Source organism: Nakamurella flavida (assembly GCF_030811475.1).
Lineage (GTDB): Bacteria > Actinomycetota > Actinomycetes > Mycobacteriales > Nakamurellaceae > Nakamurella > Nakamurella flavida.
Window position 1 is genome coordinate 2,328,216 of record NZ_JAUSQV010000001.1, and the last position, 15,261, is coordinate 2,343,476.

The window sequence follows — 15,261 nt, forward strand, 5'->3', positions numbered from 1 at the left end:
TGAGGATCTTGCGGGACGGACCCGGATCGGGCAATCGATTTCGGCCGACGCACCCCGGGGGCCGGCCGGCGGGTCACGGGGCGGAGCGGACCCCGTTCTCGACGTACGTGATCCGCAGGACCAGGGCGGCCTCCGGTCCGACGACACCGTCGACCAGGGTGAGCATGCGGTCGACGAAGGCCGGTCCGTGCGCCTCCTCGTCGTCGGCCGGGGCCAGATGGTGGGCGAGCTCGTGCAGCAGGACCAGTTCGCGCAGCGCCCAGGCCCGGTTGCCGCGGTGGGTGGGTAGCGCGATGACGGCGCCGGCCCGTTCGTAGTGTGCCCGCTGCGCTCCGGCCCGCTCCCGGACGGACACGGGAACCGTTGCCCGGGGCCAGGTCTCCCGCACCCAGCCGAGAGCCTGCACGGCGCTCAGGTAGGTCCGCACCGACTCCAGGGACGCGAACCGACGCTCCACCGGCAGGGTGAGCGTGGACCCGGCGATCTGCACCGCCGGGGCGCCGTCGGCCGCCCGGTCGAACATGGTCCGCACCAGCTGCTCGGCCTCGTAGACCCGGGAGCGCTGGGTGTCCCGGGCGGCGTTCACGCGCCGATACCCCGCCGGGCACCGCCGATCTCGGTCTCCCCGCCCAACCGGGCCCGTCGGCCGGCCCGGTCACCCGCCCGCCGCGACCTCTCGGCCGCGCCCACGGTGATCCGGTTGCCGGCCCAGGTGCCGCGGGCGGTGGAGTGCGCCCGGTAGTGCTCGGCCAGCTCGACCTCCCGGGCCCGCAGCACCACCGCCGCACCGGTGCGCTCCTGCTCCGGCGCCTCGTCCAGCCACTGCTGTTCGGCCTGCACCCGGGCCTCCTGCAGCCGGGTACCGATCCGCACCGCGAACGCCTCCTGGAAGGTGATCCGGGCCGTCGTGGTGTGCACCGGCCGCTCCACCACGGTGAAGTCGTACTCCAGCTCGCGGGTCCGGCGGTTGACCCGACCCGATCCCGGCACCCGGACCCGACGGCGGACCGTCTCCTCCGCATGCTCACCGGACTTCAGGAAGGCGTCGCAGGCCCGGACCATCTGCACGACCAGCGAGGCGTAGATCGCCTCCACCGCGTCGAGATCGGACTCGAACCCGTAGGCGTGCACCCGGGTGGAGTCGCGGGCCACGTCGCAGGTCAGATTGTTGGCCCGGCCGATGGCCAGGAACAGCTGGACGAAGGTGCGCAGCCCCCGCTTGCCCGGCTCACCGATGGCGACCACCCGCTGCACCGGTGCGGCCCGACGCTCCCGCCCGGCGGTGTGCGCACGGGCCACGGCCAGATCCACCGACGCCTTCGTGGCCAGGCGCTGCGCGGCGACCAGGTACGCCTCGGCCTCGTGCTCGTTGTCCGTGCTCTCCGCCTTGCGGAGCAGGGCCGCGATCCGGCTCAGGTCCCTGTCGTCACTCACTGCTCGTCACCCGTGCCGTTCGTCCTCGTGGTTCTTCTCGTCCTGTCGAGGATGGCACGGCGCACCGACACCTCTCCGGGGACGTGGGGCCGGGCGCGGCTCAGGAGGCCGGGGCCACCGGTGAGTCGGCCGGATCGGGGTCGGTCAACAGGGCTGCCCCGCGGCTCCGACCGGCTGACCACTCGGCCGCGAAACCGTCGCCCAGCGTCGACCGGGCGGCGTCCTGGGCGAGATCACTGTACCGACCCAGGCTCTCGCCCCCGAGGCCGGATCGGGCACGCTCGGCGGCGGCCGCCCCGAAGAACCGGGCGGCCGGCGCGAACCGCCCCGTCTGGGCCAGCAGCACCGCGCGCTGCTCGAGCTGATCACCCAGGTCGCGGTTGCCCCAGGCCAGAAAATGACCCAGTTGTCCACCGGTGGCGGCCAGCGCCTCCGCCGGCCGCCCCTGGATCGTCGCGGCCACCGCCCGGGTGACCTCGGCCAGGAACGCGGCGAGCTCGGCCCCGCACGCCACCGCCCGGGGATGGTCGGCCCGTGCTCCGGCCAGGGACGTCGCGAAGAGCTCCGGGTCGTCGGCCGGCAGGTGGTTCAGATGCCCGATGCCCCGGTGGGCGAGTTCCAGGGCCGGATCGCCCACCGCCGTGATCAACGGCGCGGTGACCTCCAGGACGCGGTCCGCGTCGCTGTAGGCATCGCACCGCCACGCCGCCACGGCCAGCAGCACCGCCATCTCGGCGGCGTCGAACGCCTGGTCGTGTCCGGGCCCGGGAACGGCGTCGACCAGGATGCGGGCGGCGGACACGGCCGCCGGCGCCCCGCCGACCGTCCACTTGTCCGCCCGGTAGGTGCGGACCACCTCCGTGGCGGCCGCGACCACGGGGTCACCCGCCCCGGCCGGCGACGCCACGATCCCGTCGAGGACGGCGAGCGCCTCCGCGGACCGGTGCCGCAGCACCCCCAGCAGGCAGACGGCGGTGGCCAGGGCACCCCGGGTCGGCCGGTCATCCGTCAACCGGGGCAGCGCGGCCCGGACCGTCGGCCACAGGAGGTCGAACCGGTCCAACCACCCGCCGTCGGCCACCGCGCGCGGCCGGGCGGAGAGCACGGCGGACAGCGTGGCGTCCAGCCGGTGCGTGGTGACGGCCAGGTCGCCGGAGCGCCGCAACTCCCGCCGGGCCACGGCCCGTACCGGGACCAGCAACCGGAACCAGGACCTGCCGGGCCCAGGGGGGCCGGCAGGGACGACCAGGGACTGCCGCACCAACTCGGCCAGGAGATTCGCCACGTCCCCGCCCCGGACGGCGCCCCCGGTGCAGACCTGTTCGGCCGCAGGGAGATCGAACGGCGAATCGAACGCGGACAGCCGTCCCAGCAGGATCCGCTGCACGCTCGTCAGCCCGCGAACGCTCCAGTCCACGGCGGAGATCAGGGACCGGTGCCGGTACGGGCCGGGACCAGCGCGCACCACCCGCTCGGGCTCGACCGTCAACGACCGCGCCACCTCGATGAGATCGAACGTGCGGGCCCGGGCCGCCGCGAGGTCGAGGCCCAGCGGCAGGTTGTCCACGGCGGCACAGATGGCCCCGACGGCCGCCTCGTCGCCGTGCTTCCGGGGGACGCCGGCCAGCTCGAGCCGCCGTCGCAGGAGCACGGCGGCATCGGCATCCCCCAGGGGGGCCAGCCGACACAGCGCCTCGCCGGGGACCTCCAGCGGCACCCGGCTGGTCAGGAGCACCCGCACGGTGGGCGCCCGGGAGAGCAGGGCGGCCAGCAGATGCGCGCAGGTCGCGGCCACCTGCTCGCAGTTGTCCAGGACCAGCAGCGTCCGGTGGCGTTCCACGGCCCGCAGCAGCGGATCGAGCCCGGTCCCGGCCGTCGACAGCCCGAGCGTGGAGACGATCACCGAGGCCAGCGCCGGTCCGTCGGGCACCGACCCGGGACCGACGAAGGACAGGTCGGCGAAACGGACCACGCCCACTGCGGTCTCCGCCCACCGGCGCGCCACCTGGACCGCCAGCGTCGTCTTCCCCGCGCCCCCGCTGCCCGCGACGGTGACGAGGCGGTGTCCGTCGAGCAGATCCAGCACGCGGGCCGTCTCCACGTCCCGGCCGAGGAAGAGCGGATCCGTCCACGGCAGCACGGGTTCCGGGCCGGCGACGGCCACCACCTCCGGCCGCGGGTCGGTCGTGGCGGGTGGGGGAGCGTCCCCCTGCAGGACGGCCCGGTGGAGCCGGCGCAGTTCCTCACCCGGCTCCGTCCCCAGCTCGGTGACCAGATGCGTCCGCACCGCGCGGTAGGACGCGAGGGCGTCGGGGATGCGGCCGGCCGCCAGCTGGGCGCGGATGCGCAGCGCCCACGCCGCCTCCGACAACGGGTGACGCACCGTCCAGTCGGCGGTCTCGGCGAGCACCGCGGCCAGGTCACCGGTCTGCAGCAGGGCCGCCCACCGCAGGTGGTGCAGGCGCTCGGTCGCCTCGTCCAACGCCCGGCCGCGAGCCTCGGCCCAGGTCTGGTCCCCGAGCGAGCCGAGAAAGTCCCCCCGCCAGAGCGCCAGCACACTCGCGGCCAGTTCGGCGGCGGCCGCGGGACGACCTGCGTCCAGCAGCCGCCCGGTCTCGGGGACCGCGGCGAGCAGTCGCGCGGAATCGACCTGGTCGTCGGTGAGGTCGAGCCGGTAGTGCCCATCCGTGGAGACCAGGCTCCCCTGCCCGGACATCCCGGCGAGGTGCCCGCGCACCCGCCACAGCAGGGTGTCCAGGGCGGGGCGCCGGTCGGTGCCGGCCCGTTCCGCCCAGACGGCCTCGATGAGGGCGGACGCGGACACCCATCGCGGCGCCTCCACCAGCAGACGACCCAGCAGGGTCTGAGTGCGCAGACCAGGGATCGCCCGGGTGACCTCACCGTCGCTGACTGCCAACGGACCGAGGTCGGCGACGTGCACCCGTCCACCCTAGGTGGCCGTCCGACTCCGCCCCGTCCAGGGTGACGAGGCGGGCCCGAGGACAGCCACGGCGCCGCGTGAGTCCGACGAGAGTCGGGCGGTCTACGGTCCCGCCGTCCGGGTGGTCGGGGTGGTCGGGGGGGCCGGGGCGCCGCGAATGTTTCTGCGGTGCCCCGATCGGCCGCCGGGACACCGCCGTCGTCCTGGGGCGCCCGCGCGGTCACCCCGGCTGGGTCGAACCAGCACTGCCACCGTCACCGTCCCTGGGGAGAACCGACCTGTGAGCACCACCGCGACCCCGCGCACGTCCGCGACCGCCTTCCTGCCAAAGGCCCCCCGGCGCAGCCCGGTGACCACCGGAGTGGGCAACAGTCCCGCCTCGCCGGTGAACGCCCCGTCCGGCAACTGCCTCCGGTTCACCGTCGGAGACCAGTACGCCACGGTGAACTCGCCCTTCACCGGCGTGCTGTCTTCGACGGCGGCCACCTTCGAGGCATGGATCAGGACGGAGCAGACCGTCCCGCAGACGATCCTGCTGGGCAGCGTCCCCACGGGCGGGGCGAGCCCGCGCATCTCGCTGGGGTCCGACCGGCTCACCGTCTTCTGGAACCCCGGCGGGGATGCACCGGAGTGGTCGTCCGAGGACGCCACTCCCGTGACCGACGGGGCCTGGCACCACATCGCCGTGGTGTTCGACCAGGGTGTGATCTCCTTCTACAAGGACGGAGTCTGGACGGGCGCGGGTGACGTGCCGATCATGGGATCCGCCCAGTCCGCCGCCGGCGCCCTGCAGTTGGGGGCAGGTCTGGGCGCGACCACCGGCTTCGTCGGTGACCTGACCGGCGTCAGGGTGTGGTCGGTGGCCCGCGCCGCCGACGACATCGCCGCCGCCCGGTACGCCACCCTCACCGGTGACGAACCGGGGCTGCTGGTGCTCACCGCTTTCGACCGCTCCGACGACACCGTCCGCAACCAGGTCGACGGGTCGGTCGGGCCGATGGCCGGGGTGACACCGGTGTGGACCGACCTCCCCACGCCGCCCCGCTGCGCCGCCCGGTTCACCGGGGATCCCGCGAACTACCTGGACGCCGGCAGCCTGGCCCCCTTCAGCTCCGACGCGGCCACCCTGGAGTGCTGGATGAGGATGGACCCCGCCGCCGGTGTGGCGACCAGCCGAACCCTGCTGCTGGTGAACGGCCCCGGGACCTCCGACACCCCGCTGGTCGGCTACGGCGGGAACGAGACCATCGGCACCGACTGGGACGGCCCTGCGGCGAACTCGGCCGACACCACCCCGGTGTCCGACGGAGAATGGCACCACATCGCGGCGGTCTTCGACCGGGGCCAGGTCACCCTCTACAAGGACGGGGTGCCGACCCCGGAGAACCTGACCATGCCGGCCCCGTACACACCACGGGGCTCCGGTCCGAACTTCCAGATCGGCGCCGCACTGGGCGATTACCAGGCGTTCGACGGCTGGATCTACGACGCCCGGGTCTGGGGAGTGGCGCGGTCGTTGGCCGAGATCGAGAGCTTTCGCTGGGTCCAGCTGCAGGGTGACGAACCCGATCTGCTGGCCCTGTGCACCTTCGCCGGATGCGACCCGGCCCGCCCGTCGACGATGGTCGCGCAGAACTTGGTCAACAACTCCGTCGGGGTGCTCTCGGGCAGGGCCGCCATCGAGGTCACCGACCTGCCGGTGGAACCCCTGCCGACGACCGTGTGGACGGTCCCCGTTCCCGGGGTCGCGCCCGCCGGTCCCGTCCTCACACCGCAGGGTCTGCTGTTCGCGCAGAACGACGCCGCCGGAAACTCCCTGTCCTGCCTGGACATCCAGTCGCAGCAGATTCTGTGGAGCTACCCGCTACCCGGAACCGCCCCGTCCGGAGCCCCGGCTTCGATCACGACACTGGGGCTGGGCGCCGGGGTCGCCTACGTCGGAGCACAGGGTGCGGACGGCGGCCCACTGTTGCACGCCGTCGACATCACGTCCGGTGCTGCTGTCTGGGACCAGCCGGCCGCTCTCCCCGGGCAGGGCTTCGGCACTCGTCCGATCGCCCCGACGGGCCTGGTCGTGGTCGGCCTCACGGGACCCACCGGGGACGGTCAGGCGGTCGGGTTCGTCGTCGTGGAGTCCGCGACGGGGACCGTGCTGGGCAGCCTCAACGTGCCCCCACTGCCGCAGGATGTCCAGATCCTGCTGGCGGACCCCGTCGTCGCGGACTCGACCGTGTACTGGTCCGCAGGATGGCCCGGCCAGAGTGTGATCGGCGCCGAACCGATGGGGGTGCCGGGCACCTCCCCGGCGGGCACGTCGTGGTTGCAGGACGTGACGTTCGAGGTGCACTCGCTGGTGACCGGCAATGGACTGCTGTACGCGTGCGGGCAGTCGGGCAACGTCAGCGCCTTCGACGCCGCGACGGGCGCGCTCGCGTGGAACCACTCCTTCGAGACGGACGACATCACCGCCGCCCCCGTGCTGATCGGGACCACCCTGTACGTCGGGGGTGGGGACGGCACCCTCTACGCCCTGGACGGCGGCAACGGAACAGTTCTGTGGCAGGTGGACACCGGGTCGCCGATCATCACCGATCTGCTTGCCGACGACGCCGTCCTCACCTTCGCCAACCAGGGCGACGGTATCGACGTCCCCCCGTCGTTCGTCTCCGTGGACACCGCCGGTGGTGGCCTGGACGTGCTGACCTACCCGGTCCCCGGAGCCGACACCGTGCTGGCCGCCGAGGGTCTGGCCAACGGCGTCGTCTACTTCTACGGCGAGCAGAACCTGTACGCGGTGAACATGAACGCGGTCGTCCACCAGTTCGCGGTCGACATCACCCTTGTCGTGGAGGACTACGACACCACCACGGCGGTGACGCAGGGACAGTCACCCACCGGTACGGACACCTCGTACCGGGTGACCCTGCGCCTGGTCGACCAGTTCGGCGTACCGAGAGCCGGGCAGGCGGTCAAGGTCTGGAGCCCCCAACTGCCCAGTTCGGATGGAAGCCCGGTCGAACCTCCGCACCTCTATCTCGTCAATGCGACCGGCGGGTCGGGTGTGCGCAGCATGATCGACCTGGGCACGCCCACCTGGCTGCAGACCGACAGCACCGGCACACTGGTCCTGGCCCTGAGCGCCTATGACGACGGCACTCCCGGCGGCGGCGGTGGCGGGTCCGGCAGTCCCGCCGCCCCGAACCTGTCGTGCCCGCCGCTGTACGCATGGGCCAGCTTCATGGCTCCCCAGGAGGCCATCGCCGTCTATCCCGACCACGACCACCTGACCACGTTGGCGACGGTCCAGGGCACACCGCCCGCCGGGCAAGTGGCGGACCCCCCGGGAACGCTGTACCTGAGCGGGGCGACCGGGTACGACCTGTCGTCCATGATCCAGTCGCGATACCTGCTCAATACAGACGGCACCGTCAACACCACCGCCCTCGACGCCATCGCCAACACGGTGCAGCACACCATCGGCCGGGTGGGTGCACCCGCTCCGCTCGGCTTGCGGAGCACCACCCCCGGGCGGTACCTGACCGACCCGGTCGGAACCCCCGGAGCGGTGCACTGTCCGGACGTCACCGCCAGTCCCACCCGTCAGTGGAATGCGCTGAGCTCCTTCACCTTCGATCTGTCCGGGAACGTCCCGGCGTTCAGCGCAACGGCTGACACCGCGCCGCCGCGGGGCTTCACCGGGGCGAGACCCGACGCCGGCCTGGGGTCGCTCTGGCACGACTTCGTCCAAGACGTGGTGAAGGGGGCGGGGGTGGTCGAGAAGGTCGCCGTCACGGTCGCCGACGACGTGGCCACCGCGGCCCAGGCCATCGTGTACGCCACCGTCAATGCGGCGAAAGCGGTCTACACGTTGACCATCGGCTGCCTGGAGGACGCGGTCACCGCCTGCATCGGCTTCTTCAAGGCCGTGGTGAACGACGCCCGACAACTGGTCCAGTGGCTGAGTCGACTCTTCGACTGGGGCAACATCATCGCGAACCACACACTCATCAGCCAGGTCGTGCGGAACGCCCTGACCGCGCCGACTGCTTCACCCGGCGTCAATACCCTCGGCCGCTGGCTCGCCGGCAACGCCGGCACCACCGGCACCACCGGCAACGCCGGCAACGCCGGCAACGACATCGCCTCCGTCCTGAGTACGGTCACCGGTGGCACCAGCGTCACCAGGACGGGCCAGAAGCAGTCGGGCACCGTCCAGACATTCCAGGGCTCGGCCAATGATCCCAACGTTGTGTACAACAGCGGCGGCGGAAGCAACGCCGGCCAATGCCAATGGATGACGCAGAAGCTTCAGGAGAACGCCGGGGGGGCGACCGCGCCGGCGGTGGCTGCGGCCGTGGGGTCCTTCGATCCGAGCATCACCCTCGGAGCGTGGCAGGCCTTCACCTCCGCGGTGGGAGATGCCGTGCGCGGCAAGGCCGAGAACTTCCCTGCCCAACTGCAGCAGCAGACCACCGCACTCCGCGGCACACTGGCCGACCCGAAATCAGTACTGGGAGCTGGCTTCACCGAGATCCTGGGCATTTTGACCATCATCGCCGACGATGCCGTCTCCATCGGGGTGTCCATCGCCGAGGATCTCGCCACGATGGTCGCCGCCGTCCTGGGTGATCTCGCCGCCTGGATGGGGCAGACGATCGACATCCCCTTCATCGGCCCGCTCTACCGGAGTGTGACGGGCTCCGACCTCAGCATCCTGGACCTGGTCGCCCTGGTGGTGGCCGTCCCGGCGACCATCCTCGTCAACGTGCTCACCGGCAGCCCCCTGCTCACCGATCCGACTCAGGCCGGCCCCGACCTGCTGGGTGGGGCGGCGAACGTCGGGGCAGTCGTGGTCGCTGATCTCCTCGGGCTCATCAGCACCACGATCGACCTGTTCGCCTGGACGGAAGCCGTCGACACCGGCGGCACGGTGACCGTGCTGACCATGGTCTCGGTCGCCCTGGACAGCTTCCTCTGGGCGTTCACCCTGGTCGTCAGCCCGGTGTGGCAGAGTGGTTGGAGCGCGCAGGACTGGGTGTTCTGGCTGTTCCGCCTGGTACCCAACCTGGTGAACTTCGTCTATCTGTTTCCCGGGTCGAACTTCGACGGTGTGTTCACCGCGAACTCCGTCCCGGCCGCCATCGCCCGCGACACCCTGTGGGGAGTGCTGCTCCTCATCGCGTCGGCGGTGTGGGCGGACCAGTGGCCGAACGGGTACCTGAGTGCGAACATTCCCGGTCTCCTCCTGGTCGAGAACCTGTGCAGCGCTCTGGGACTGGCCATCGAAGTGGGTCATGCTGCCGGACCCGAGGGTGACCTGGTGGTACAGCTGGGCAAGGTGCTCTTCGGGTGGCTCCCACCCATCCTGAACTACGTGGACCAGGGATGAGGGCGCACGGTGCGGCCGCCGGTCCCGAGGACGATCACCTCCGGATCGGCCGCCGGCAGTTCCTCTCCTGGGGGGCAGGTGTCACCGCCGCCCTGGCCGTCGCCGTCGTCCTGCCCACCGACACCCGGGCAGCCGTCGGGTTCTCGGCTGCAGGCCTGTCCACTCCCACCGAGGTGACCATTGATCTGAACCGGCTCGACGTCCTGTTCGGGACCCCCAGTGACGTGGCCAGGGCAGCGGAGGGGCAGGTCTGGGCCCTCGACACCGACGGCGTCATGATGGCCTACGACCGCTCCCGACGGACCTGGCGGGCGGACCGACTGTGTTCCTTCCCGCCGGGCAGCAAGGCCCACGCCGCCCGATGGGGGCACCCCGGCGGCTCCCGACAGATGCTGATGGTGATCTTCCATGACGCGTGACCCCCGCCCAGAGCCCACCCCGCCCAGGACTGCCCGCGTCTGCGACGCTGCGAACGACCGACCCATCCCTCCCCGCATGGCAGCCTTCGGGGCGGCCGCCACCACGGCCATGCTCGCCATGCTCATCGCACCGACACCCGTGGCAGCCGCACCCTGCCGGGCCGCGTCGGCCCAGGCACCCGGAGGCGAGACGACCAGGCCTTCCTGGAGTCTCACCCCGAACTCGACCGACCCTGCCGTCTTCGAGCTGGTGAGTCCCTACGACTGCAGCACCCCGACCCCGGACCCGTCGGGCACCACCACACCGGCCGGTCCGACCCCGGACGATCCGACGGGTCCCACGACCGTGCCCCCCACCACGACGGCGTCCGCAACGAGCTCCCCGTCCATCGGCACGACGTCCGCCGCGGCGGGGTCGGCCTCCGCGGCGCCCTCCGTCGCCACGAGTCGTGGACCTCGATCACCGGGCGGCGGCACCCACGACGACACGGCGGCCGCCACACCATCCCGTGGCGGGCCGCTGGCCTGGACGGGCGCCGGCCCACTGCTCGCGATGGTGCTGACGGGCGCCGCGCTCCTGGCGGCGGGGGCCGTGCTGTGGACCCGCGGTCGGCGGCGGCTGCACCGGTAGACCGCACTGCCGGACTCCAGCGTCTGCGCAGGCACGTTCATTCCGGCCGGCCCAAAGGTCGCGCCCCGACACAGAGAGAGCTCCCCGTGACTGCTTCCCCTCACGATGCCCCCCTCCCCGCGCCCGACCAGGCCGCGATCGGCCGCACCCTGGGCCTGCTGCAGCGGGCCTTCGCCGAGCGGGACGCCACCCTGCTCGAGGAGGTCTACGCCGACGACGCGGACTGGGTGAACGCCTTCGGCAGTGTGAAGAAGGGGCGGGCGGAGATCGTCGCCTACCTGACCGGCCTCTTCGCGGACGGCAACTTCGACGCCGGCACCCTGGTCAGCCCACCGGAGAGCTCGATGCGCGTGGTCGAGGGCACCGTGGTCGTCGTCTCGGCCCATCTGCAGATCACCGGCCAACTCCTGCTGGACGGCTCGCGCATGCCGATGCGGGACAACTTCTCGGTGCGCGTCCTGCACCGCGGGACCGACGGGCGATGGTCGATCGTGTCCGAGATGTACATGGACGCCAACCGCGAGCAGAGTTACGCGGCGCACTCCTGACCTGACGAGCGAGAGGGGAGCCGGCCATGACGGTGGTCTTCACCGACGACCTGTTCGACGCGCAGTTCCTGCGGGCCCTGGCGTACACCGCGCAGGGCGGTGCGGAGATCGGCGAGTGCTTCGCCACAGCACGTCGGATCGGCAAGGCCGATCCGGACCGCTGGTTCACCGAGTGGAGCGCCACGGCCGAACGGGTTGAGGCGCAGGCGGCGGAGAGCGCGGCGGACGGTCACCGGGTGAGCGCACGGGGGGCCTGGTTCCGTGCGTCCAACTACCATCGCACCGCCGGTCTGTTCCTCATGGGCGCTCCGGTCGACCCCCGGTTCCGCACTGCGTCCGGAGAACAGACGCGCTGCTTCCGCGCCGGGGCAGCCCTGCTCGACCTCCCGCCGGACATCCTCGAGATTCCCTACGAGGGAACCACTCTGCCCGGATACTTCTTCCGCGCGGCCGACGACGGGGCGACCCGGCCGACCGTCATCCTCGTCGACGGGTACGACGGCACCGTCGAGGAGCTGTACTTCGCCAACGCGGTGGCCGCCCTGGCCCGCGGGTACAACGTGCTCGCCTTCGACGGGCCTGGCCAGGGCTCGGTCGTCCTGGATCAGGGACTGCCGTTCCGGCCGGACTGGGAGAACGTCGTCGGCCCCGTCGTCGACCACGCCCTGACCCTGCCGGAGGTCGACGGCGACCGACTCGTGCTGCACGGGTGGAGCTTCGGCGGCTATCTCGCTCCGCGTGCAGCGACCGTGGAGCACCGCCTGGCCGCGTGCGTGTCGGACTGCGGCCCCTACGACCTGTTCGACGCCAGCATCGCCCGGCTGCCCGGACCGCTGGCCCGCCAGGTGCGCAGCGGCAACCGCGTCGCGCTGTCGGTCCTGCGCACCGTGCTGACCGGTGTGCTCAGGAAGCCGTCGGCCGGATGGGCCCTGCGCCGCAACATGTGGGTGCACGGCCTGACCGACCCGCTCGCCTACTTCACCCTGGCCGCCGAGTACACCCTCCAGGGCCGGGGGCAGCTGATCACCTGCCCCACCTTCGTGTCGTGCACCGAGGGCGATGATCTCAGCGCCGCCGCCGGCACCTTCGCCGCCGCCCTGCGCTGCCCGACGGAGTTCGTCCGGTTCGGCGCGGGCGACCAGGTGAGCGGACACTGCGAGATGACCGGACGGGCTCTCTTCCACCGTCGGGTGTACGACTGGCTCGACACGGTGCTGGAGCATCGCGGGCCCGCCGTCCCCGCTCGCCCGGCGGGATGACCCGCGGTCACCCGTTCACGGTCGCACCGGCCGACCCTCCGGCGACGTCCCTTCCGGCGCCGGGACGGACACGGTGACCTCGGTGCCGGACGTCGCATCGGGGCGGATGCGCAGGCTTCCGCCGACCGCGGCCACCCTGGCCATGTGCGAGCCCAGGCCGATGTGGCCGGCGGCGATGCGCTCGTCGATGATCTGCGGGTCGAACCCGATCCCGTCGTCGGCGACCCGGAGGACGAGTGCGTCCACCTCCCGGGTCAGCCCCATCGACACCCGGGAGGCCTGGGCGTGCCGGGCGACGTTGGCGAGCAGTTCCCGGGCCGCGGCGTACACCAGGGCCTGCACCTCGGGGTGCCCGACGTCGTCGATCCGGGTGTCCACCGGCTGACCGGTGCGCGCGGTGTGGTCGCGGGCGAGTTCGGCCAGCCCCGCCGCGAGACCCAGCTGCCCGAGCACCTGCGGATGCAGGACGGTGACCACGGAACGGATCTGACCGGCGCAGGTCCGCAGCTGGGTGAGCACGGCGGTCAGTGGGTCTCGGCGGGGGTCACCGCCGGTCGGACCGGACCACGGCGACTCGTCCCGCACCTCCTCCAGACGCATCCGGGCGGCCACCAGGACCTGCAGGGGGCCGTCGTGCAGCCGCTCGGCCAGGTCGGTGCGTTCCCGCTCCTCCAGCTGCAGGGTCTGGGCGACCAGCATGCGGCGGACCCGGAGCAACTGCTCCACGGCCCGCCGACGGCGCAGCAGCACCACCGACAGCCAGGTCGTGGCCGCGGCCAGCCACACCAGGAACCCGGCGTGCAGGAAGACCACCGGCGGCAGGTTCGGGCCACCGTCCTGCCCGGGCCGGGCCAGCCAGACGGCGAGGTAGCCGACGGCCGTGGCACCACCCAGCGCGGAGGTCAGCCAGGGCAGGGCGTGGAAGGACACCGCCACGGGGAGCATGAAGAACACCGGCTGGACCAGGGATGTCGGGCCGCCGGACGATGCCGCGAGCGCCACCAGGGCCAGCACGTCCACCGCGGTCGACACCCACGGCAGCCACCGGGCGTTTCCCGGGTTCCGGCACAGCGCGAGCCAGCCCAGATCCGCGAGCAGGTACACCCCCAGCGTCCCCAGGTACCAGGGGCGCTCCACCTGCGCGTCCGGGACCGGGCCGGCCAGCAGGGACAGCAGGGCGATCAGCGGCAGGCGCAGGACGGCCGTGACGCGCACCAGCGATCCACCCTGATCCACCCCGAGCGTCTCCGGCACGACCACGCTCGCGCTCACTCCAGCAGGTGGTGCCGCATGCCCACGGCCACCGCCGAACCGCGGTCGGAGACGCCCAGCTTGTCGTACAGGCGCTGCACGTGGGTCTTCACCGTGGACGGGGCGAGGAACAGCTCCGCCGCCAGCACCGGGACGGACTTCCCCGCGGCCATCCCGGCCAGCACCTCCCGTTCCCGACCGGAGAGCACCGGAGCGGGATCGGTTCGCCGGAGCTGGATCTCCCCGACCAGGCCGGCCGCGAGGTCCGGCGGCAGCACCGGACGGCCGGCTGCACAGTCGAGCACGGCCCGCACGATCTCGCCCCGGTCGGCGTCCTTGGACAGGAACCCCGCCGCGCCCTGCTCCAACCCGTGGAACACGATGGCGCTCTCGGTGTGCGCGGACAGCAGCAGCACCCGGGTCCGCGCCCCGTCGCGGCGGAGCGCCGCGGCCACCTCCGCGCCGTCCAGTTCCCCCATCCGGTAGTCCAGCACCGCCACATCAGGTGTGTGGCGGTCGATCTCGGCCAGTGCCGCCCGCCCGTCACCCGCCTCGGCGACCACCTGGATGCGACCACTGGACTGCAGAGCCCGCACCACCCCGTCCCGCACCATCGGATGGTCGTCCGCGACGACCACCGTGACCATGACCCCCTGTCGCACCGCCGCCTCCGATCCCGTGTCCGACCCGCCATGGTGACCGAGCCCCCTCACGGCCGACTCACGCCCGGGTCGGGTTGTCCGACAGAAGGAGGACAGCGGGTTCATCACCCGCGTCATCAGTCCGACCGACGGTGCGGACGCACACCCGGCGGCAGAGTTCTTCTCATCGCCCCGGGGAACGGCCCCGGGCACCAGGCCCAAGGAGCCAGCCATGATCACCACCACCGCCCGCCGCATCACCGCCGCCCTCGTCCTGTCCGGAGCCCTGTGCGGCCTGGGCGCCGGGATGGCGAGTGCGGCCACCCCGGCCGCACCGGTCGCTCAGCTGTCGGTGTCGCCGATCCAGTCCCACGGCAGCACCGGGATCACGATGATCATCGACAACACCAGCGGGACGGACCTGACGCTGGACGGGGTGAGCAACCCCTACGGACACCTCCAGGACCGGCCGGCGCAGGTCCTGCGTGCGCACACCTCGACCACCGTGAGCGACTACAGCGACTCCGGGGAAGGCGCCCAGCTGGACGTCACGTACTCGACGCCCAACGGCGGAACCGTGGACTTCTACGCCACCGTCCCGCTCGCCGGGTCGAACAGTGCCACCGCGACCTCCCTGGATCCCGCGCTCACCGCCACCACCCTGCAGGCCGGTACCGGCTGGCACCCCACCGACGAGTTCACCGTCGCCGCCGCCTGATCCGTGGGCCGTCCCGGGGCATGTCCCCGG

At 72.4% G+C, this 15,261-nt stretch carries 11 protein-coding genes; 5 read left to right on the plus strand and 6 right to left on the minus strand.

Annotated features, from left to right (window positions below; genetic code table 11):
* Positions 1 to 73 precede the first annotated feature (73 nt).
* From J2S58_RS10430 to J2S58_RS10440, 3 genes are all read right to left on the minus strand, one after another.
* The gene (locus J2S58_RS10430; protein ID WP_306828040.1) at positions 74 to 586 is read right to left on the minus strand and encodes a TIGR04338 family metallohydrolase; all 513 of its coding nucleotides are present in this window, start codon (positions 584 to 586) and stop codon (positions 74 to 76) included.
* Positions 583 to 1,434, minus strand: coding sequence for a DUF2786 domain-containing protein (locus J2S58_RS10435; RefSeq protein ID WP_306828042.1), 852 nt, complete (start codon positions 1,432 to 1,434; stop codon positions 583 to 585). The genes J2S58_RS10430 and J2S58_RS10435 overlap by 4 nt, the downstream gene beginning before the upstream one ends.
* A gap of 100 nt (positions 1,435 to 1,534) precedes the next feature.
* Entirely contained in the window at positions 1,535 to 4,375 is a 2,841-nt protein-coding gene (locus J2S58_RS10440) for an ATP-binding protein (protein WP_306828043.1), read from the minus strand.
* Positions 4,376 to 4,655: 280 nt separating this feature from the next.
* On the opposite strand from J2S58_RS10440, the gene J2S58_RS10445 reads away from it, so the two are divergent.
* Positions 4,656 to 9,764, plus strand: coding sequence for a LamG-like jellyroll fold domain-containing protein (locus J2S58_RS10445; protein ID WP_306828045.1), 5,109 nt, complete (start codon positions 4,656 to 4,658; stop codon positions 9,762 to 9,764).
* Positions 9,761 to 10,183, plus strand: coding sequence for a hypothetical protein (locus tag J2S58_RS10450; RefSeq protein WP_306828047.1), 423 nt, complete (start codon positions 9,761 to 9,763; stop codon positions 10,181 to 10,183). Before J2S58_RS10445 ends, J2S58_RS10450 begins: the two co-directional genes overlap by 4 nt.
* A 258-nt stretch (positions 10,184 to 10,441) precedes the next feature.
* Here the strand turns inward: J2S58_RS10450 and J2S58_RS10455 are convergent, their stop codons facing one another.
* The gene (locus tag J2S58_RS10455; RefSeq protein ID WP_306828049.1) at positions 10,442 to 10,627 is read right to left on the minus strand and encodes a hypothetical protein; all 186 of its coding nucleotides are present in this window, start codon (positions 10,625 to 10,627) and stop codon (positions 10,442 to 10,444) included.
* Between the two features lie 273 nt (positions 10,628 to 10,900).
* Between J2S58_RS10455 and J2S58_RS10460 the strand changes: the two genes are divergently transcribed.
* Entirely contained in the window at positions 10,901 to 11,362 is a 462-nt protein-coding gene (locus J2S58_RS10460; RefSeq protein WP_306828050.1) for a YybH family protein, read from the plus strand.
* 26 nt (positions 11,363 to 11,388) lie between these two features.
* The gene (locus J2S58_RS10465; RefSeq protein WP_306828052.1) at positions 11,389 to 12,621 is read left to right on the plus strand and encodes an alpha/beta hydrolase family protein; all 1,233 of its coding nucleotides are present in this window, start codon (positions 11,389 to 11,391) and stop codon (positions 12,619 to 12,621) included.
* A 15-nt stretch (positions 12,622 to 12,636) separates the two neighbouring features.
* Here the strand turns inward: J2S58_RS10465 and J2S58_RS10470 are convergent, their stop codons facing one another.
* Both J2S58_RS10470 and J2S58_RS10475 read right to left on the minus strand, forming a co-directional pair.
* The gene (locus tag J2S58_RS10470) at positions 12,637 to 13,893 is read right to left on the minus strand and encodes a sensor histidine kinase (protein ID WP_306828055.1); all 1,257 of its coding nucleotides are present in this window, start codon (positions 13,891 to 13,893) and stop codon (positions 12,637 to 12,639) included.
* Complete coding sequence (locus tag J2S58_RS10475; protein ID WP_344470084.1) at positions 13,890 to 14,519, minus strand: response regulator transcription factor; 630 nt, start codon at positions 14,517 to 14,519, stop codon at positions 13,890 to 13,892. Before J2S58_RS10475 ends, J2S58_RS10470 begins: the two co-directional genes overlap by 4 nt.
* A gap of 226 nt (positions 14,520 to 14,745) precedes the next feature.
* Between J2S58_RS10475 and J2S58_RS10480 the strand changes: the two genes are divergently transcribed.
* The gene (locus tag J2S58_RS10480; RefSeq protein WP_306828058.1) at positions 14,746 to 15,231 is read left to right on the plus strand and encodes a hypothetical protein; all 486 of its coding nucleotides are present in this window, start codon (positions 14,746 to 14,748) and stop codon (positions 15,229 to 15,231) included.
* Positions 15,232 to 15,261: the final 30 nt, after the last annotated feature.